General features: G+C 48.7%; 19 protein-coding genes. 5 read left to right on the top strand and 14 right to left on the bottom strand.

What is annotated here, in order from left to right; all coding sequences use genetic code 11:
- Window positions 1–46: 46 nt before the first annotated feature.
- The 3 genes from WG89_RS08575 to WG89_RS08565 all read right to left on the bottom strand — a co-directional run bounded on the left by WG89_RS08575 (window position 47) and on the right by WG89_RS08565 (window position 955).
- Window positions 47–322 carry an HU family DNA-binding protein gene (locus tag WG89_RS08575; RefSeq protein ID WP_062264255.1) on the bottom strand — a complete coding sequence of 92 codons (276 nt, stop codon included), beginning with the start codon at window positions 320–322 and terminating at the stop codon, window positions 47–49.
- Window positions 323–454: 132 nt separating this feature from the next.
- The gene (locus tag WG89_RS08570) at window positions 455–622 is read right to left on the bottom strand and encodes a rubredoxin (RefSeq protein ID WP_062264252.1); all 168 of its coding nucleotides are present in this window, start codon (window positions 620–622) and stop codon (window positions 455–457) included.
- A 165-nt stretch (window positions 623–787) separates the two neighbouring features.
- A complete protein-coding gene (locus WG89_RS08565) occupies window positions 788–955 on the bottom strand; it encodes a rubredoxin (protein WP_062264249.1) in 168 nt (55 codons plus the stop codon).
- A gap of 132 nt (window positions 956–1,087) precedes the next feature.
- Here WG89_RS08565 and WG89_RS08560 point away from each other — a divergent pair, with 132 nt between their 5' ends.
- The gene (locus tag WG89_RS08560; RefSeq protein WP_062264246.1) at window positions 1,088–2,062 is read left to right on the top strand and encodes a hypothetical protein; all 975 of its coding nucleotides are present in this window, start codon (window positions 1,088–1,090) and stop codon (window positions 2,060–2,062) included.
- 53 nt (window positions 2,063–2,115) lie between these two features.
- Here WG89_RS08560 and WG89_RS08555 read toward each other — a convergent pair whose 3' ends face one another.
- The 6 genes from WG89_RS08555 to alc form a co-directional block, all read right to left on the bottom strand.
- Window positions 2,116–3,348, bottom strand: coding sequence for a urate hydroxylase PuuD (locus tag WG89_RS08555; protein WP_062264243.1), 1,233 nt, complete (start codon window positions 3,346–3,348; stop codon window positions 2,116–2,118).
- A gap of 2 nt (window positions 3,349–3,350) precedes the next feature.
- The gene (gene guaD, locus WG89_RS08550; protein ID WP_062264241.1) at window positions 3,351–4,649 is read right to left on the bottom strand and encodes a guanine deaminase; all 1,299 of its coding nucleotides are present in this window, start codon (window positions 4,647–4,649) and stop codon (window positions 3,351–3,353) included.
- The gene (locus WG89_RS08545; protein WP_062264238.1) at window positions 4,646–5,164 is read right to left on the bottom strand and encodes an ureidoglycolate lyase; all 519 of its coding nucleotides are present in this window, start codon (window positions 5,162–5,164) and stop codon (window positions 4,646–4,648) included. The genes guaD and WG89_RS08545 overlap by 4 nt, the downstream gene beginning before the upstream one ends.
- A gap of 110 nt (window positions 5,165–5,274) precedes the next feature.
- The gene (gene uraH / locus WG89_RS08540) at window positions 5,275–5,613 is read right to left on the bottom strand and encodes a hydroxyisourate hydrolase (RefSeq protein ID WP_062264235.1); all 339 of its coding nucleotides are present in this window, start codon (window positions 5,611–5,613) and stop codon (window positions 5,275–5,277) included.
- 4 nt (window positions 5,614–5,617) lie between these two features.
- A complete protein-coding gene (gene uraD / locus WG89_RS08535) occupies window positions 5,618–6,145 on the bottom strand; it encodes a 2-oxo-4-hydroxy-4-carboxy-5-ureidoimidazoline decarboxylase (RefSeq protein WP_062264233.1) in 528 nt (175 codons plus the stop codon).
- On the bottom strand, window positions 6,142–7,152 hold the full coding sequence (gene alc, locus WG89_RS08530; protein WP_062264231.1) for an allantoicase: 1,011 nt from the start codon (window positions 7,150–7,152) through the stop codon (window positions 6,142–6,144). The genes uraD and alc overlap by 4 nt, the downstream gene beginning before the upstream one ends.
- 307 nt (window positions 7,153–7,459) lie before the next feature.
- Here alc and puuE point away from each other — a divergent pair, with 307 nt between their 5' ends.
- Together puuE and WG89_RS08520 are read left to right on the top strand one after the other, a co-directional pair.
- A complete protein-coding gene (gene puuE / locus WG89_RS08525) occupies window positions 7,460–8,416 on the top strand; it encodes an allantoinase PuuE (protein WP_062264229.1) in 957 nt (318 codons plus the stop codon).
- 36 nt (window positions 8,417–8,452) lie between these two features.
- Complete coding sequence (locus WG89_RS08520) at window positions 8,453–9,103, top strand: O-methyltransferase (protein ID WP_062264227.1); 651 nt, start codon at window positions 8,453–8,455, stop codon at window positions 9,101–9,103.
- 156 nt (window positions 9,104–9,259) lie between these two features.
- Here the strand turns inward: WG89_RS08520 and WG89_RS08515 are convergent, their stop codons facing one another.
- Window positions 9,260–9,931, bottom strand: a complete 672-nt coding sequence (locus tag WG89_RS08515; protein ID WP_062264225.1) for an NAD(P)H-dependent oxidoreductase — start codon at window positions 9,929–9,931, stop codon at window positions 9,260–9,262.
- A 157-nt stretch (window positions 9,932–10,088) separates the two neighbouring features.
- Between WG89_RS08515 and WG89_RS08510 the strand changes: the two genes are divergently transcribed.
- Window positions 10,089–10,466 carry a winged helix-turn-helix transcriptional regulator gene (locus WG89_RS08510; protein WP_079253731.1) on the top strand — a complete coding sequence of 126 codons (378 nt, stop codon included), beginning with the start codon at window positions 10,089–10,091 and terminating at the stop codon, window positions 10,464–10,466.
- A 1-nt stretch (window position 10,467) separates the two neighbouring features.
- On the opposite strand, the gene WG89_RS08505 is transcribed toward WG89_RS08510, so the two are convergent.
- The 4 genes from WG89_RS08505 to xdhA all read right to left on the bottom strand — a co-directional run bounded on the left by WG89_RS08505 (window position 10,468) and on the right by xdhA (window position 15,669).
- A complete protein-coding gene (locus WG89_RS08505; protein ID WP_062264223.1) occupies window positions 10,468–10,908 on the bottom strand; it encodes a hypothetical protein in 441 nt (146 codons plus the stop codon).
- Between the two features lie 151 nt (window positions 10,909–11,059).
- Window positions 11,060–11,899, bottom strand: a complete 840-nt coding sequence (gene xdhC, locus WG89_RS08500) for a xanthine dehydrogenase accessory protein XdhC (protein ID WP_062264221.1) — start codon at window positions 11,897–11,899, stop codon at window positions 11,060–11,062.
- Window positions 11,886–14,246, bottom strand: a complete 2,361-nt coding sequence (gene xdhB, locus WG89_RS08495; RefSeq protein ID WP_062264217.1) for a xanthine dehydrogenase molybdopterin binding subunit — start codon at window positions 14,244–14,246, stop codon at window positions 11,886–11,888. The genes xdhC and xdhB overlap by 14 nt, the downstream gene beginning before the upstream one ends.
- A complete protein-coding gene (gene xdhA, locus WG89_RS08490) occupies window positions 14,239–15,669 on the bottom strand; it encodes a xanthine dehydrogenase small subunit (RefSeq protein WP_062264215.1) in 1,431 nt (476 codons plus the stop codon). The genes xdhB and xdhA overlap by 8 nt, the downstream gene beginning before the upstream one ends.
- 460 nt (window positions 15,670–16,129) lie before the next feature.
- Here xdhA and WG89_RS08485 point away from each other — a divergent pair, with 460 nt between their 5' ends.
- On the top strand, window positions 16,130–17,476 hold the full coding sequence (locus WG89_RS08485; RefSeq protein ID WP_153301486.1) for an NCS2 family permease: 1,347 nt from the start codon (window positions 16,130–16,132) through the stop codon (window positions 17,474–17,476).
- The last annotated feature ends 103 nt before the right edge of the window (window positions 17,477–17,579 follow it).

The following is a 17,579-nucleotide window of genomic DNA, read 5'->3' as shown; positions in this document are numbered from 1 at the left end:
GGTCTGATAACAGAGCAACCTCAGGGAATTCTTGGCGCTGTCTTTATCAGCCGTTTACGGCGTCTTTCAAGGCTTTGCCTGGTTTAAACGCTACCGTGTTGCTGGCAGCAATCTGGATAGGTTCTCCGGTTTGGGGATTTTTTCCTGTGCGTGCGGCTCTGCTGCGCTGCAGGAAAGTACCAAATCCTACAAGACTGACAGTGTCTTCTTCTTTCAGAGCGGAGGTGATGGTTTCAATCAGGGCATTAAGAGCCTGATTAGCCTGGTCTTTTGTCAGATCTGCCTGATCGGCAATAGCGTTGACGAGTTCTGGTTTACGCATGATGTCATGCACTCCTTCTTGTTTTTTTTATCTTCCGTTGGGCAAGCAACCATCAACAGACTAAAACACTGTAGAGGCTAGGGCAATAGCCTTTCTCCCGAAATAAGCGGGAATCAGGCTATTTCGATAAAATCAGCCTATTTCGACCATTTCAAAGTCTTCTTTTGTGACACCGCAGTCAGGGCAAAGCCAGTCATCAGGCACGTCATCCCAACGAGTACCCGGATCAATGCCATCATCTGGCCAACCTTCAGCTTCATCGTAAATAAGACCGCAGACAACACATTGCCATTTTTTCATGATTGACCTCCATACACCGTCATGACTTTCTGATTCTTCTGGGTGCGGCAGGGATTTTAACAAGCTTGCATAAAAAGGGGTAACGGGAGTGACATTTTGTCCACTCGGTCTCTTTCTGATGACAGTTGAGCATAGTTAGTGAGATTGTCGATGCCTTATCAAAAGCTATTCCATCTCGATCATTTCAAAATCTTGTTTAGCGGCGCCACAGTCGGGACAGACCCAGGTATCTGGAACGTCACTCCAGGGGGTGCCAGGTTCAATGCCTTCATCAGGCCAGCCCTGCTCTTCGTCATAAACAAAGCCACAAACAGTGCACTGCCACTTCTTCATCAGGCTCTCCAGACATTCACGAAAAAACAAATGGGGCTGGACAGTATTTTATACAACGGAAGCCATCCATGGATGAAAAAAAAGAAATCTGTGCCACGCTAAATCTGCTTTTACCTATTCTCTGGAGCAGTGATGAAAATCAGCATTAAGAAACTGGTGAGAACGCTTTCTGTCTTGATTTTATCTCCTGTCGCACTGGTCCATGGCCATGTGTTTTATTGTCCTCCCGGGGAAAAAATCAGCCTGGAGCAGACAAATCATAAGAGACTCTGGGCTGGAGATATGCATCAACTACCAGCAGGTGTACCTGAGTTCTTCAAAACGCTCAGGTATACCGCTGAGTCTTTGGTGGAGGATATGGGGCCGCGAGATGATGTTACTGACCCAAAACCAGATCAGAATCTCACGTTTCTGAGGGCCTATTACAAAGCAGAAGAGTCATTCAGATACGGTTGTGTCTATGCCGACAAGGACGATTCAGAGATAGAAGTTGAACTGACTTTCAGTGACGCCAAAATCCCTGAAACGGAGTTGCCTTTACTGGTGCAAACCTATGGCCCTGAGTGGGAAAAGCAGAAAGATGGGACATGCAAAAATCGTGGGCTTTGCGGCTTTTTTGTACCCGAAATATCCATCCGCTATGAACTGATCTCCAAGGTTGTTCTGGGTGAAAACGAAGCCGGCATCAATCTCATGGGTTTGTATGACTCTAAGGGGGAGCCCAGGAATGTCACTCTGTCAGCCAAGCCAGGAAGGCATTATAAGTTTGAATCAAATGCTGTTTTTCAACAGCCGGGTGTGACCCGTCTGCTAGTCAATTACCCTGGTGATGGCGAAATGGAAATGTTCAGTTTTCTCAGGGCTAATGGTCTCCAGAAAAACTCCAGGCCGGATTGCAATCTTCAACTTGAAGAAGTGGCAGTGTGCGACTGTACGGATAAAAATATCCAGGCTTTGCGGGTAGCTCATGCTCATATGATTCTGGATGTTTATCAGGCGGTAGATGAAAGCAAAGCCACTCAAACGCTTCGATGTGATTTGTACCATATCCCTTTTAAGGGCAAATACCATACACCCTCTAATCATGAGGCTCATAAAGAGTTATGAAGTAAAGACTTAGAGAAGTGGGTTCTGTCATCTTCAGAGCCCACTCCTGGCTATTACTTCATGGTGACCTTGAGTTTGTCATCCTCGCCTGACTGCAGGTGCTGATACCACTGACCCAGCAGCTGGCGCTCTTCTTCAGTCATTTCTGTCCGGTTGGCCAGAGGCATGATCTGAGTCTGAACTGCCTGACTGTAGATTTTGTCAGCTTTACTCACGATTGAGTCGTAATCATCGAATATAAGCCCGCCTGGTGCGGCCTGAAACAGAGGGTCTGTAGGTTGGGCTGCATGACAGGTTGAGCAACGGCTGGTGACGATTTCAACAATTTCTCCCTGATCAAAAACAGGCTGCTCCGCTTCTGCAACTGGGGGCAAGGTGTTGATCTGGGGGCGTATCACAAAAGCCAGGCTCAACATGACAACGGCAGCAACTGGCCATAGCCAGGTCAGAATGGCGCCTTGATTTCGACGGTTGAAGAAATGCCGGATCAGAATCGATGCCAGTGACAGGGCTGCCAGAATGGCCCAGTTCCACTCATGACCATAAGTCATTGGGTAGTGACCACTGATCATTATAAACAACAGCGGAAGTGTAAAATAGTTATTGTGACGTGAGCGCTGCAATGCGTGCTGGGCAATGGCCGGGTCAAAACTGCTGTCACCGTTTTCAGCGGCTTCCACCAGTTTCCGCTGGGAAGGAATAATAATCTGGAAAACATTCCCCACCATCAGAGTACCAATTACCGCTCCCACATGGATGTAGGCTGCACGATCACTAAATAACTGGGCATAACCCCAGGCCGCAAAGACGATCAAGCCAAACAGTACTGCACTGAAGAGTTTCTCATTCTTGAATAAAGGCGTTTTGCACAGGAAGTCATAAACCAACCAGCTAACCAGCAGGCTAAAGGCACTCACTGCAATGGCAGAAGCTGCCGATAACGGAGAGTCGGGAGTCAGTAAATAACTTTCAGCGCCCCAGTAGTAGATGATGGCCAGCAAGCCGAAACCACTCAGCCAGGTGATATAGGCTTCCCATTTGAACCAGTGCAGAGTCTCCGGCATTTTTTCCGGAGCCAGATGGTATTTGTTCACTTCATAGAAACCGCCGCCGTGGACAGCCCACAATTCGCCTTTTATGCCTTTTTTCTGCTTGGCCTGAGGGGCCTTTTCAAGCCGACCTTCCAGCCAGTTGAAATAAAAGGATGCGCCGATCCAGGCTATGCCTGCCGTGACGTGCAACCATCGAAAAATCAGGTTTAACCAGTCCTGTATATAGGATTCCATACTCAGTCTCTTCCTCGAGTTTCCTGGCCCATAACGATGGCTTTCTCAATGACTCTGTCGTCACCCATCACCATCAGGACACCCAGTAACTCTTCCAGTGTTCTTGTTTTTTCTGTTCTGAATTTCAGTAGAGGAGTGGCCTCAGGGTTGAGCACCAGAAAATCTGCTTCGTTGCCGATTCGGAAACTGCCAATCCGATCATCAAGATGCAGGGCTCTGGCGCCTCCCAGAGTGGCCAGGTAGAAAGCTTGAAGAGGAGATATCGTGTTCTCGCTCAACTGAGATACCTGATAAGCGTCTTTCATAGTGCCAAGCAGACAAAGACTGGTGCCACCACCCACGTCTGTGCCCAGCCCAACACGAATGTTCTTGTTTTTAGCATTGGAAAAGTTGAATAAACCGCTGCCCAGAAAAAGGTTGGAGCCCGGGCAGCAGGCAATGGATGAGTCGCTTTCAGCCATCCGGTTCCAGCTCTGATCGCAGAGGTGGATGGAGTGTGCGAAGACTGATCTTGGCCCAAGCAGGCCATGTTGATCATAGACATCCAGATAGTTTTGACTGTCAGGAAACAGCTCCTGAACCCATTCTATTTCTTTGGGGTTTTCAGAAAGATGAGTATGCAGGTAGAGGCCTTCATGTTCTTGCAGTAGCCGACCTGCCATGGTCAGTTGTTCTGAAGAAGAGGTTGGCGCAAAACGAGGTGTTACAGCATAAGACAGCCGCCCTTTATTGTGCCAGCGGTTGATCAGCTGTTTCGAATCTTCATAGCTGCTTTCAGGGGTGTCGAGCAGATAGTCCGGTGCATTCCGGTCCATCATGACCTTGCCGGCAATCATTCTCATGTTTCGCTTTTCGGCAGCTGCAAAGAAGGCATCTACGGACTGAGGGGCTACTGTTCCGAAAACCAGGGCTGTTGTTGTACCGTTGGCAAGGCACTGATCGAGAAAAAGTTCGGCTATTTCTCTGGCATACCCGGGATCAGAGAACTGTGCTTCAGCAGGGAAAGTGTACTGTTCAAGCCAATCAAGCAGCTGTACACCACAGCCTGCCATAACCTCGAGCTGAGGGTAGTGCACGTGGGTATCGATGAATCCGGGGACAATCAGGCGGCCAGAGAGATCTCTGACCTCACAGTCATCAGGCAGTGTTTTCAATAGTTGTTCTGCAGGACCACAGGCTGTGATTAAACCGGATTCAACCAATAAACCACCGTCGTCAAAATACTCCCAGCTTTGTGACCCTTTATCCGGATCATCCAGAAAATGGAGGATAGAGGCTCGCCAAAAGATCGGTGTGCTCATGACAGACCTCCTACTGTGACGGAAAGCTGCTCGGGTATCTGAACCTCATCACAGTTATGCCCAGAGCCTGTGCGGTCAATCACAAGGTAGGATATACCTTGATCCACTGAAAGCAGGGGGTGATGCCAGGTGCCAGGATGATAGTTAATGCCCTGGGAGCCATTGGTGACAAAGCAGCGAATGTTGTCGAAGTCAGGCTCCTGATTTTTATCCGGAGCAACCACAATATAGAACTGTTGCTTTTCCAGTGGCATGAAGGCTTGGCTACCCAGTGGGTGACGTTCCAGTAAATCGAGCCGGTAAGGTTGCCTGATGGCCTCTGTATGATAGATATGAATGCTTACTTCGCCATTGGCGTCAGTTTCGATCTGGGTGAGCTGGTTGAATTTGTGACAACGGCCCTGATTGATGACCATAGCGTCACCACAGGCTTCAATCACATCGCCGAAAGGTTTGAAGCTTTCAGCAGATAAGGGCTCTATGGGAAGAGCCCTGGTGGTTAACGTTGTTGGCATGGGCGGGTGTCTCTTTGTTTTTATTTTTTGTGAGCTCTGGGCTTTTTAGCTCAGGACTTTTTATCAGCTCAAGGCTGTGCAACGTTTTTTTGCCCGACAAAGAGTGAGAGTCAGCTCCCTCTGTAAGTCGAATAGCCAAAGGGTGAAATCAACAACGGCACATGATGATGGCGGTCATCACAGACTTCAAAGATGACGGATACTTCCGGGTAGAAGCACTTTTGCTCTAACTGTTTGAAGTAATCCAGTATGGCAAAGTCCAGTTTGTAGACGCCTTCCGGAAGGTTCACTTCATCGGTCGCCAAGCCAGTGATTCGGCCATCGTTATTGGTGGTGCCCTGCCCTACTTCTATCCAGCCACCCTCTGACTGTTTGTATAGAGTAACGGGTACATTCTCTGCAGGCTGTCCGCGAGCCGTATCGAGAATATGGGTGCTGATGCCTGTCATAAAATCATTCCTCTTTGGGCTTTGAGGTATTCTTGAGCCATTTGCACAAACGAATACGAGTAATTTTATGCTGTTCTGAGGCCGCTATTAAAAGTTCATCGGCAGGTTCATTACCCAGACGTTGCTCCAGCAGGCTTAACATCTCGCTGGCGCTTTTTCCGGTCGCGCAAACGATAAAAATATAACCGAAGCGCTTTTCATACTGACTGTTGCCATCAGCCAGTGCAGTCAACGTTTGCTCACTGGCTTCGTTGACGCCAGACTGCTCGTGTCCGGCCATTGTCTGTGTATTAGCGTACTTTTCTTTCAGACTGTTGATATCACCAATTTTTGGGTGAGCATCAAAGGCTTCGAGATAGTCGTCTTTTGTGCAATGTGACCATACTGCGTCGGAGGCAACGAGCAGGCTTTCAAGGTTGGCATAAGGCCTTGCGGCCACCATGCACTCTACCCAATGGCTGCTGGCACAGCATTGATGGAACAGTTCTGCAGCTTGCTGTTCGTTCAATGAGTTCAGTTCACTCAATGTCATTTTGTCTGCTCCGGCTGACCTACTACTCTCAATCGGGATACGCCCCCATCCGGATAAATATTTAAGCGGACATGGGTGTAGGCTTGCTGAGTGTTCTGCAGTTTTTCTACAAAGGAATGATTTCTGTGAGCATACAGTTTCTGTTCTGGCAGAATGGTTTGCCATTGCACGTGCTCATCGGGCTGTTCGCTTTCGCAATAACAGCCTTCCAGGCTTCCTCTGTCTGGATAGTTACCTTTGAAGTGCAAGGTGTCTATTTCTACTCTCCCGATGGAACCAGGCGTTGCGAGCCTGATAATCATCCAGTCATGGCCGCCATTGCGCCTTCTTTTGGTTTCCCAGCCATCGTGCATGTCCGCACCCCGTCCCGGGCGAAGCAGATTTTGCATGGGGCTGAAAAAAGCATCCGAGCAGCTTACCGGGCGAGCACCGTTCATTAATGCTGTCAGGTCAATCGGCTCGTTAGGTAAAAAGTGTTGGGTATTGAAGAGGATTTTTCCGTAGACCCTGAGTCGGGCGACACCTCCGTCAGGAAAGATACGCAGGCGAATATGAGTGGCTTCAACCGGCTTGTCCAGATGAATCAGGTTGCGGGCGTCTGCATCAACGGGCAATTGTTCTGTCATGGGCTGCCAATCGCTGTGCTCATCAGGGTCTGACTCACTGGCTATGTAATCCAGTCTCACAGCACCGGGTGCATTACCTTTAAAGTGTCGGGTATCCACTTCAACCCCTTCGACCATGCCCAGGGTTGCCAGCCTGACAATCACCCAGTCATGGTCACCGTTTCTGCGACGCCGGGACTCCCAGCCATCCATCCACTTGCCATAGGCCGTATATTTTTCCGGAAGAAATATTGGCTCAGAAGCCAGGAGCAGGTTGTCCTTTTCTGCAAAGAAGTCGTCGCTGGCTGAGAGCACGTCTCCACCCAGAGACCGGGCAGCAAGATCCACTTTTGTCTGTCGCCAGAGCACAGCCTCATCAGAGCTATTAGCCAAATTATCCATTCAGTATCCAGATTTGTTGTTGGTGTTATTGAGAAACTTTTTGTCACCCCGGTCGAGCCGAGACGATTAAGGGGATTTCTTCTTTAGGGTCTGACAAAATGGACTGTGATCATTTGTGAACTTGTAAACTAAATGTTGACCATTTAGTCAGACTTTGGGAGTTTATGCCATAGATACCACTGATCAATCAATATATTGATTTGGAACAATGCCAATAGTGCATGAAAAATGCTTTGAGCACTCTTCGAGATGAAGCTGTTTTTCAAAACATTTTTATAAACAGAAGAAAAATAAGTCGGAGTTCGCCATGGATCACAGGGATAACAACTACCCCAGGGACTTAACAGGGTATGGTAAAACCCCTCCTCATGCTCAATGGCCCGGGCAGTCGCGCATAGCGGTTCAGTTTGTCATTAATTACGAAGAGGGTGGTGAGAACTCTGTACTGCATGGTGACAAAGCATCAGAAGCTTTCCTGTCCGAAATTATTGGTGCTCAGGCGTATGATGGGATGCGCCACATCAGTATGGAGTCCATTTATGAATATGGCTCCCGGGCCGGCTTCTGGCGTTTGCACCGGATGTTTACCCAAAGAAATATTCCCGTCACTGTTTATGGTGTTGCCATGGCCATGCAGCGAAATCCTGAAGCTGTTCAGGCCATGCTTGATTCCGACTGGGAAATAGCCAGCCATGGTTATCGCTGGATTGATTATCAGTTTCACGATCTGGAAGAAGAGCGTGAGCATATGCAGAAAGCGATCCAGATTCATAAAGAGTTAACAGGCAGTCGTCCCTTGGGCTGGTATACAGGGCGGTGCAGTCCCAATACAGAACAGCTGGTAGTGGAAGAAGGGGGATTTCTTTACCATGCAGACAGTTATGCTGATGATCTTCCGTACTGGGATACTCGCTTTGAGAAACCCCAGCTGGTCGTACCCTATACCCTGGATTGTAATGATATGAGGTTTGCTACAAATCAGGGATTTAATTCAGGAGATCAGTTTTTCAATTATCTGAAAGATACCTTCGATACCCTTTACGAAGAAGGGGAAGAGCAGCCAAAAATGATGTCTGTAGGATTGCATTGTCGTTTAGTAGGAAGGCCTGGACGAGCTGCAGCTTTTGCACGTTTCCTTGATTACGTGCTATCGAAGGAAAAAGTATGGCTGTGTACCCGGGAACAGATTGCCCGTCACTGGCATGAGCAGCATCCTTATAAAGAGTCTGAAGCCAGGGTGGCAAATATTGCAGAGCCAGCTTGAATAGAGAATAAATATTTACATTGGAGGGAGGCCACTGTGTCCAGTAAAACGCTGACCATAACACCAGACATTGCCCGTTATCTTACCCAGGTGGGTATTCGGGATCATCCCGTACTCAGTGAACTACGAGCATTGATGGAAGATTTTCCCGGAGGGCGAATGCAGATCTCGCCGGAACAGGGTGCTTTCATGCAAATGCTGGTGAAGATGAATGGTACAAGAAAGGGAATAGAGATCGGTACATTCACAGGATACAGCGCTTTGGCAACGGCATTGGCTATGCCAGAAGAAGGCCACCTGACCTGCCTTGATGTATCTGAAGAATGGACCAATATTGCCAGAGAGCATTGGCAGAAGGCAGGAGTGTCCGAAAAGATTACGTTAAAAATTCAGCCTGCTCTGGATAGCCTTGTTGAAATGCAAGACCAGAAGGAAACCTTTGACTGGGTCTTTATTGATGCAGACAAAGAAAATCACCTGAATTACTACGAGCGCTGCCTTGAACTATTGAAGCCCGGTGGTTTGGTGCTGGTGGATAACAGTCTATGGGGTGGCTCGGTAGTGAACCCCCAGGATGAGGAAGCCAGGGCTATTGATGCATGTAATCGATTTGTTCAGCAGGATGACAGAGTGGATATGGTGTTGTTACCTGTAGGCGACGGGTTGATGATGGCTCGTAAACGTTGAGTGTCCTAGTGCAGCCAAGTATGAAGGCTCATACATACACGGTTCATCCTGAGCCTGTCGAAGGATGCTGGTTATGCACTTCGACAGGCTCAGTGCGAACGGTATGAGGTCTGCACTAGTCACTGGAGTTTTATAGCTTCAGCTATACCGTCCGTCTTACCTGACCCACTGAATCAGTCTGTCTTTAGGAGAGCGGGTTTTTGGTCTGGGCTCATCCTGACGGTATCCAAAAGCTGCCAGACAGCTGATGCCGAAGTGATGGCGATCCAGCAAACCTTCCTTCTCAAGAATGCCTTCCAGTGCTTCCAGATCAAAACCTTCAATGGGACAGGAATCAATACCAATCTGAGCTGATACGCTCAGCATGTTGCCCAATGCGATATAGGTCTGTTTGCAGGACCAGTCAAACATGGCTCGAGGTGACTCGGTCAGTTTGAAATGATCGGTCTGGAAGGTTTTGTAAAAGCCACTTTTCAGATCAACGATGTCATCAGGCAGCTGCTCTACTTCTCTCATGTGCTCTTCAATGTAGGGTGAGCTGTAAATCATCCCAGGCTCTTTACGAGCGAGAATCACCATAAAGTGGCTGGCTGTTGGCAGCTGCCCTTCAGCACCCCAGCATACTGGAAGCATTTTCTTTCTGATGTCCATGTCCTGAATCACCAGAAACTTCCAGGGTTCAAATCCGAACGAACTGGGCGACAGCAGCCCTGCATCCAGAATAAAGTTGAAGTCCTCGTCAGGAATTTTTCGCTCGGCGTCAAAGCTTTTGCAGGCATGACGGAACTGAAAAGCTTCCAGAATCTGCTGTTTGGTGGTTGCTTTCATAAGGGGCTTCCAGAGGGTAAATAAGGGTGTGAAACAGACTCTATTCCCTTTAGTATAAAAAAGGAAGAAAGCACATTTATGATAGGTAGTATGCTTTTTTTATCTTAAGGATAATTTTGATACTATTGGAAAAAATGAATACTTTTGGGGGATCAATATGCCAGATTCTTTTGAATCAAAGAGTCTTGAGGAACTGACAAAGGATTACGAAAAAGGCCTGATGGCCTGTCCCGTGGAAGTGGCTCTGAACATCATTGGTGGTAAATGGAAAGGGGTTATTCTTTATAAACTAAGGGTGGGCACATTACGCTTCAGCGAGCTCAAAAAACTCATGCCCAGAGTGACTCAGAGAATGCTGACTTTGCAACTGAGAAGCCTGGAAGAAGATGGCCTGATTTCAAGGACCATCTATCCCGAAGTGCCTCCAAGAGTGGAATACAGTCTGACAGAGCTGGGCGAGACTCTGTCTCCGGTAATAGATCAGTTAATGGTTTGGGGTGTTCACTACCAGCAGGCTCGGGAAACTCATCAATAGTTCAGTCATCCACCTGGGGTGTAAACAGTTGAAAACTATTTTGCGGGATGAAACTCAGCCCGCCTGCTGACGGTGTGTAGAATTGTTCATCGACTTTTTTGAGATAAGCCAGATAGGACTCTCCGGCGTTAATAACAGGTATTGGGCTGGGGCCAGTAAAATAAGGTTCTGGAATGCGATGGTAGTATCGAATTTTCAGGATAACACCTTCCGTCAGGTCCGTTTCTGAGCGCATGACATCGTCGACTATCACTGTTACAGAGCAATGCAAAAGCCTGTTGTTGTTTTCATCTACATGAACATTGACTCTCTTGACTGTGACGATGAGTTCTTCCGGAGAGTTGTCCTGCCACTCTTCATAAACGTAGGGGGGTAGCTCGGCAAGAGCGATATTCAGGAATAATAATCCGGCGAGGACTGATAAAAAGCGGTTCGCTGTCATTGTTTTCGTCCTTGAAAAAATGGCATTGGTCGATGTGCATCACTCGATCCCTGAAAGGCTTTACAGCAAAACGAGTATCTATTTAGAAAATATAGGCGAAGCTATCGCAGTAGGAAGCAGCCTCCAGAAAACTTTGGAGACTGCAGGCCAGTCAGGCGGGTGTTGTGTCCAGTAAAGTTTTAAGCTCTTGCCATGGAATACCTTCTCTCTTTCGGGTAAGGCTGTTACGAGCACCATTTCTAACGGCCAGTATTTCTCCGGCAATGGCAATAGCGATTTCGGCGGGTTGTCTGCCGCCAACCATCTCCAGTCCTACCGGACACTTCATATGATCAATCAGACCTTGATCAAAAGATTTGTGTTCCAGACGTTGCCGGAAACGTTTGGCTTTGGTTTCGGAGCCTATGACGCCTAACCATTGGCTGTCTTTTCTTTTTAAGGTTTCTTCCGCAATCGCAAAATCGAGCTGGTGGTTGTGGGTCACGACCAGAACAAAGGTATTTTCCGGCAATGCTGCCACTTCTTCTTCCGGCTGCTCACAGATCACTTTCGAGACGTTAACGGGCAAGCTCTGGGGAAAAAGTTCGGCCCTGTTGTCCATCCAGGTGATATTGCAGTTTAAAGGTGAGAGTACATGGATCAAGGCTTTACCCACATGGCCTGCACCGAAAATAGCAATATGGAAGTTGCAGCCTGCTATGGGTTCCAGCATGACACTGACGCTTCCCCCACAGCACTGCCCCAGTCTGGGACCAAGGGGAAAGTGTTCCATCACCGGTTCAGAATGACCTGAGGTGAGTAACTCTCTGGCTCGTTCAATAAGAAGGTACTCCAGGTGACCTCCTCCAACAGTGTCAAAGCTACTTTCTTCCGTGACCAGCATTTTGCTGCCGGATTTTCTTGGGGCAGAACCAGCTGAGCCCAGAGTAGTGACCAGTACTCCGGGCAGGCCCGACAGCTTAAGATCTGACAGGGCATCAATCCATTCCATAGACGGGCTCCTGTTGCCTTTGGGGTTGAGTTTTCTGACTCTCCTGAATGTCCATGACAGCCTTTAAAACTCTTTCAGGTGTAGCGGGCACATCAATATCCGGGCTTGTTGTGTAGTCCGACAAACTGGATACCGCATCACGAATGGCTGACCACGCGGAAATTGCCAGCATTAAGGGAGGCTCACCCGTCGCCTTGGAGTGATAGATGGTATGTTCCGGGTTGTCCTGTTCAAACAGTTCAACATTAAAGACAGGCGGAAGGTCTTCAATGGTTGGAATTTTATAGGTAGCCGGGTTGTTGCTTAGCAGTTGCCCCTGCTCGTTCCAGACAACCTCCTCTGTGGTCATCCAGCCCATGCCCTGAATGAAGCCTCCTTCAATCTGGCCCCGGTCAATCGCGGGATTTAATGATCGACCCACGTCGTGCAGAATGTCGACCCGATCCACCTTGTATTCTCCGGTGAGTCTGTCCACAGTGACTTCGGAGACAGAAGCTCCGCAGGCAAAGTAATAGAAAGGTCTGCCACAGGCTTTTTCCCTGTCGTAATGAATTTCCGGAGTGCTGTAAAAACCGGAGCTTGAGAGTGAAATACGATTGAAATAGGCCGTTTGAATCAGTTCCACAAAAGGAATACTTCGTTCCTTCATGTGGACGTGACCGTCAGTGAAGGTAATATCGTCCGGGTTTTCCTGATAGTGCTCTGCAGCAAACTTGATGAGTCGGTCACGTATCTTCTGACAGGCGTCCTGGGCTGCCTTGCCATTCAGGTCGCTGCCACTGGAGGCAGCAGTGGGTGAGGTATTGGGTACTTTATCAGTACGGGTTGAAGTGACCTGAACCTGATCAAGAGAAACACCAAACTCATGGGCGACAACCTGGGCCACCTTGATATAAAGGCCCTGCCCCATCTCGGTACCGCCATGATTCACCTGAATACTGCCATCGGTATAGATATGCACAAGTGCGCCGGCCTGATTGAGGTGCTTAGCGGTAAATGAGATGCCAAATTTTACCGGAGTCAGGGAGAGACCTTTCTTCAGTACAGGACTGGTCTTGTTAAACTCAGTGATGGCTTGTCTACGCTGACGATAATTTGAACTTTCTGCAAGTGTCTCCATCAGCTCGGGAAGTACATTATGCTCGACTGTCTGGTGGTAGTGAGTGACATTTCTTTCGCCAATGCCATAAAGATTGTTCAACCTGACATCCAGAGGGTCCAGACCTGTATTACGAGCAATGTCGTCCATCACCCGTTCAATAATCAGCATTCCCTGAGGGCCACCGAAACCACGAAAGGCTGTGTTGGAGGCGATGTTGGTTTTGCAGCGGTGTCCTGAAACGATGGCATTTTCAAGATAATAAGCATTGTCTGAATGGAACATCGCCCTATCGACAATGGCGTCGGTCAGGTCTGGAGAATAACCACCGTCACCGGCCACTTCCATTTCTATTCCTTGAAGAACACCTTGATCGTCAAAGCCTGCCCGATAGCTGTGTCGGAAGGGGTGACGTTTGCCTGTGGACATCATGTCCTGTTGGCGGTCGATGCGGAGCTTGACCGGGCGAGCTGTTTTATAGGCCAGTAATGCCGCGATGCAGGCGGGAGCCGCCGCCTGGGTTTCCTTACCCCCGAAGCCACCACCCATTCGGCGGACATCGGCGACCACCTTGTTCAGGGGAATGCCCAGCACTTCTGCAACCAGCTTCTGAACTTCAGAGGGGTGCTGGCTTGAGGTGTAAACATGGTATTGGTTGTCTTCAAGAGGTACGACGCTGGCGATTTGTCCTTCAAGGTAGAAGTGCTCCTGAGCACCGTTGCGCATATCGCCTTCGAGTCTTCGTGGCGCTTCGGCAATAGCTCGGTTGGCATCGCCTTTGTGCATGACATGTTCTGGTCGCAGGAATGAGTCTTTTTCCATAGCCTGATCAACCCCCAGAACCGCTTCCAGAGGTTTATAATCAATCCGGGCTTTTCTTACCGCTTTCTTAGCGGCCATATGGGAGGTGGCAGCAACAGCAAAAACAGGTTGCCCTACATATTGAACCTTATCTTCTGCCAGCAGCACATCTCCGGGAAAAACAGGACCGATATCCTTGTGCCCGGGAATATCTTTTGCGGTTACTACCAGAACGACGCCAGGGCTGTTTTTAACGGCTTCAAGATCAATGGAAACAATTTCGGCATGGGCTTCAGTTGATAATCCAAACCCGGCATGAAGTTGGCCTGCCATATCTGGTCGGTCATCGATGTAGGTGGCTTTGCCACTCACATGCAAGTGAGCACTGTCGTGTTTTGCCGAGCTGGTCGTTTTGCCGGGTTGTTTAATGTCCGGTAGCTTACGCATGAGCAATAATCCTCGCCTTTTGCCCGGACAGTTCCAGGAAGTACCTTTCCAGTAAGTTGCAGGCAGCCTGCAGTCGATAATCACTGCTGGCCCTGACATCAGATAGTGGTTTGAATTCTGACCGGATAGCCTGCTGAGCGATTTCCAGGGTTGCAGTGTCGGCTTTTTGTCCAATCAATGCCTGTTCGCAGGCAGTCGCACGTTTGGGAATCTCTGCCATTCCTCCCAAGGCGACTCGGGCTCTGGTGATTTCACCACGGTCATTCAGCTCAAGGTTGATGGCCGCCAGCACTGTGGATATGTCATCGCCATAGCGTTTGCTGAGTTTGTAGACTTTCAGGTTATGCTTGGTCAGAGGAATTCGGATGCGGGCAATAAACTCACTCTCTTCCAGCACAGTCTTCTTGTATCCCAGAAAGAACTGCTCCAGAGGCAGGGTTCGAATACGATCACCTTTTCTCAACTCAATACTGGCATCCAGAGCCAGGAGTACCGGGGGCGTGTCGCCAATGGGAGATGCATTACCAATATTTCCGCCCAGGGTGCCAACATTGCGAATCTGCTGGGAGCCGAGCCGAGCCAGCATCTCAGAGAACTCCGGGAAATACTGGGAAAGTAATGGTTCTATCTGGCGATAGGTTACCGCTGAACCGATGACTATTTCGTTTTCGGTACAGGAAAGTTCTTTCAACTCTTCAACGGAGGCGAGAGTGACCAGATCCGGTATTTCTTTAAGTTGTTGGGTGACTTCCAGCCCAAGGTCTGTGCCTCCGGCTAATAATCTGGCATTAGGGGATTTCAGTAGGTAGTCAGCCAGGTCTTTTTCAGACGTTGGCATATAAACTCCCTGAGCCTTGTCATCTTGCTGTTCCCTCAGCTGCTCTAACTTTTGCAGGGTTGTTTGTTCTTGTTGGCTGAATGCGTCTGTATTTGGCATTTCAGCTATTTCACGGGCGGCATCAACAATCGGTTGATAGCCTGTGCAGCGACATAAGTTTCCGCCAAGGGCTTCCAGTACATCCGGTCTTTGATCAGACGGTTCGTGGTGAAAAGCGAAGAGGGACATGATGATACCCGGTGTGCAAAAGCCACACTGGGATCCGTGATGATCCACCATGGCTTGCTGAACCGGGTGAAGTTTCTCTCCTGCTGCCAGATCCTCTACCGTGATGAGCTGCTTGCCGTTGAGTGAAGGCAGGAGAGCGATGCAGGTGTTCACTGTCTGATAGTTGAGGCGATCATTTTCTGGTTCGGCAAGAACAACTGTGCAGGCACCGCAATCGCCTGAGCAGCATCCTTCCTTGGTTCCGGTTTTGCGGTCAGGGTTATAAGCAGAGTTTCCCCTGAGATAGTCGAGCACAGTGGTATCTGAGGGAATGTCCTCGAGTTCAACAAGAGTCTCGTTGAGCAGAAAGCGAATCACGACGACCTGACTCCTTTGTTCTAATTATTTTCCGACAATTTGACTATTTGGTCAGAAAAATAGCAAGTGCTATCAATATTCAATGTAAAAGATAGGTGGCTGATTCAAGTGACTTGAAACGATTAATACTATGAATAAAAGTTGATATTCAATAGAAGCATGTTCTTTTGAATAAGTGCTCTGATTAAAACCGGGGAGTATGAGTATCGGTATTGACCAGTTGGTCAGATATTTGCATAAACTGGATACGAAACCACTCTGACGGATCAGAATTGAATTAATCTGGTGCGCAGGTTTTTAGTATGCACTGTATTTGTGCAATGGAAGTGTTAGTGTGATGAAGGTTTGCTGAATCTGGGATGGATTACTGAATAGCATTCCCGTTGAAAATATTTTCAACATCGCCATGCAAATACAGCCAGGACGCCAATAATAAGAACAATGAAATAGGGAGCTTAGAATGGATAACGCCGAAATGTCCCCCTCGGTCGATGGGGATAAGAGCGAATCATTGCTCGACCGTCTTTTCAAATTAAGAGCTAAAAACACGACAGTGAAAACTGAAGTGATGGCTGGCTTTACCACCTTCATTACCATGTGTTACGTGGTGTTTGTGATACCGGGTATGTTGGGTGACGCCGGTATGGATAAAGGCGCTCTGTTTACCGCGACTTGTCTGGTTGCAGGTTTAAGTACCATTGCTATTGGGCTTTTTGCTAACTGGCCAGTGGGTCTGGCACCCGGTATGGGGTTGAACGCATTCTTTGCCTATGCGGTTGTTCTGGGTATGGGGTACAGCTGGGAACAGGCCATGGGGGCTGTTTTCTGGGGCGGCATAGGATTTATGTTGCTCAGCCTGTTCAAAGTGCGTGGGTGGATAGTTGACAGTATTCCTGTAGGACTCAGGGTGGGAATCACCAGTGGTATTGGCCTTTTCCTGGCATTAATTGGTCTGAAAAATGCCGGTATTGTGGTGGCCAGTCCCGGTACTATTGTGACGCTGGGTGACATTACTCAGTTTGGCCCCATGATGGCCAGCCTTAGCCTGTTCCTTATTCTGGGTCTTGCTTTCCGGGGTCTTAAGGCTGCAGTTCTGATTGCCATTGCGGTTGTAACGGCCATTGCCTTGTTAGCCGGTGATGTTGTCTTCACTGGTGTGGCTTCTGCCCCTCCCAGTGTAATGCCTATTGTCGGTGAGCTGGACATCATGGGCTCCCTGACACCGGATATGCTGGGTGTGATCATTGCTTTCATGTTTGTGAATTTGTTTGATACCACAGGTACCTTGATTGCAGTGGGCGACAAGGCCGGTCTGGCTGACAAGAATGGCAAAATGCACAACATGAATCGCGCCATGGTCACTGATGGCACTGCTTCCTGGGCGGGCGCTTTGATGGGAACTCCGACCGTCACGTCTTATGTAGAAAGTGCATCGGGTGTAGCTGCCGGTGGACGTACAGGTTTAACGGCTGTGACCATTGGCTTGCTGTTCCTGCTTTGTACTTTCTTCTCGCCACTTGCCGGAATGGTGCCCACTTATGCAACTGCGGGTGCGCTTATCTATGTTGCGGTTCTGATGGTAGGCAGTCTGGCGAATATCGATTGGAATGATCTGACAGAAGCGGGACCAGTCTTGATCACCACAATCATGATGCCGCTGAGCTTTTCTATTGCTAATGGTATCGCCCTGGGCTTTATTGCCTATCCAGTGATAAAAGTGCTGGCGGGTCGTTCCAGTGATGTCAGCATCAGTGTCTGGATACTGGCTGTTTTGTTTGCTCTTAAATTCGTTTTCTTTGGAGCTTGAAGCGCGGACGATTTGAAAGTCGAAGTTTGGAAACCTGGTTTTTCCGACAGGGATGGCACGAAAGCGATGGAAGCAAATCATTTTATCCCTGGTGGGGATAAAA

Source organism: Endozoicomonas arenosclerae (genome assembly GCF_001562015.1).
In the GTDB taxonomy this organism is placed as follows: domain Bacteria; phylum Pseudomonadota; class Gammaproteobacteria; order Pseudomonadales; family Endozoicomonadaceae; genus Endozoicomonas_A; species Endozoicomonas_A arenosclerae.
Note: the sequence above shows the minus strand (reverse complement) of the source record. Positions and strands in the feature narration are given on the sequence as shown.

Excerpts from the sequence above, each read along its gene's own strand:
- WG89_RS08560 (WP_062264246.1), top strand. The coding sequence starts at position 1,088 with ATGAAAATCAGCATTAAGAAACTGGTGAGAACGCTTTCTGTCTTGATT.
- puuE (WP_062264229.1), top strand. The coding sequence starts at position 7,460 with ATGGATCACAGGGATAACAACTACCCCAGGGACTTAACAGGGTATGGT.
- WG89_RS08555 (WP_062264243.1), bottom strand. The coding sequence starts at position 3,348 with ATGGAATCCTATATACAGGACTGGTTAAACCTGATTTTTCGATGGTTG.
- WG89_RS08545 (WP_062264238.1), bottom strand. The coding sequence starts at position 5,164 with ATGCCAACAACGTTAACCACCAGGGCTCTTCCCATAGAGCCCTTATCT.
- WG89_RS08485 (WP_153301486.1), top strand. The coding sequence starts at position 16,130 with ATGGATAACGCCGAAATGTCCCCCTCGGTCGATGGGGATAAGAGCGAA.
- xdhB (WP_062264217.1), bottom strand. The coding sequence starts at position 14,246 with ATGCGTAAGCTACCGGACATTAAACAACCCGGCAAAACGACCAGCTCG.
- uraH (WP_062264235.1), bottom strand. The coding sequence starts at position 5,613 with ATGACAGGCATCAGCACCCATATTCTCGATACGGCTCGCGGACAGCCT.
- WG89_RS08505 (WP_062264223.1), bottom strand. The coding sequence starts at position 10,908 with ATGACAGCGAACCGCTTTTTATCAGTCCTCGCCGGATTATTATTCCTG.
- guaD (WP_062264241.1), bottom strand. The coding sequence starts at position 4,649 with ATGAGCACACCGATCTTTTGGCGAGCCTCTATCCTCCATTTTCTGGAT.
- WG89_RS08565 (WP_062264249.1), bottom strand. The coding sequence starts at position 955 with ATGAAGAAGTGGCAGTGCACTGTTTGTGGCTTTGTTTATGACGAAGAG.
- WG89_RS08510 (WP_079253731.1), top strand. The coding sequence starts at position 10,089 with ATGCCAGATTCTTTTGAATCAAAGAGTCTTGAGGAACTGACAAAGGAT.
- uraD (WP_062264233.1), bottom strand. The coding sequence starts at position 6,145 with ATGACATTGAGTGAACTGAACTCATTGAACGAACAGCAAGCTGCAGAA.
- WG89_RS08515 (WP_062264225.1), bottom strand. The coding sequence starts at position 9,931 with ATGAAAGCAACCACCAAACAGCAGATTCTGGAAGCTTTTCAGTTCCGT.
- alc (WP_062264231.1), bottom strand. The coding sequence starts at position 7,152 with ATGGATAATTTGGCTAATAGCTCTGATGAGGCTGTGCTCTGGCGACAG.
- WG89_RS08575 (WP_062264255.1), bottom strand. The coding sequence starts at position 322 with ATGCGTAAACCAGAACTCGTCAACGCTATTGCCGATCAGGCAGATCTG.
- xdhC (WP_062264221.1), bottom strand. The coding sequence starts at position 11,899 with ATGGAATGGATTGATGCCCTGTCAGATCTTAAGCTGTCGGGCCTGCCC.
- WG89_RS08570 (WP_062264252.1), bottom strand. The coding sequence starts at position 622 with ATGAAAAAATGGCAATGTGTTGTCTGCGGTCTTATTTACGATGAAGCT.